This is a genomic window from Paenibacillus sp. LS-5 (assembly GCF_056121505.1).
Map to the genome: position 1 here is coordinate 1 of NZ_JBWAVA010000078.1, position 272 is coordinate 272.

Sequence of the window (272 nt, forward strand, 5' to 3'; positions counted from 1 at the left end):
GACCCATGCCGGGTGGCCAGCGCCAGGGCCAGAACGGGTACAGGCTGGCGTAGATGATCAGCCCGATATGGGCCAGCAGCAGCCAGGTGGCGGAGCTTTGACGGCGGCGCACGGCCCGTCCCGGTCAGAACGGCTTGACCGTCACCAGCACGACGATGGCGGCAAACAGCAGCACTGCCGTCTCGTTGTAGACCCGAAACCAGCGGTGGCCGCGTCGGTTGGCGAGGGTCTCGAAGCTGCCCAGCAGGCGCCGGTTCATGTGATGCAGGCCG

At 67.6% G+C, this 272-nt stretch carries 1 protein-coding gene; it reads right to left on the reverse strand.

The annotated features are described in order from the left end of the window. Positions 1-124 precede the first annotated feature (124 nt). Positions 125-259: a hypothetical protein gene (locus AC0MA3_RS26530; protein ID WP_474658352.1), complete on the reverse strand. Its 135-nt coding sequence runs from the start codon at positions 257-259 to the stop codon at positions 125-127. Between the last annotated feature and the right edge of the window lie 13 nt (positions 260-272).

Bases quoted from the DNA above. Each gene is read 5' to 3' on its own strand.
- AC0MA3_RS26530 (WP_474658352.1), bottom strand. From the start codon at position 259: ATGAACCGGCGCCTGCTGGGCAGCTTCGAGACCCTCGCCAACCGACGC.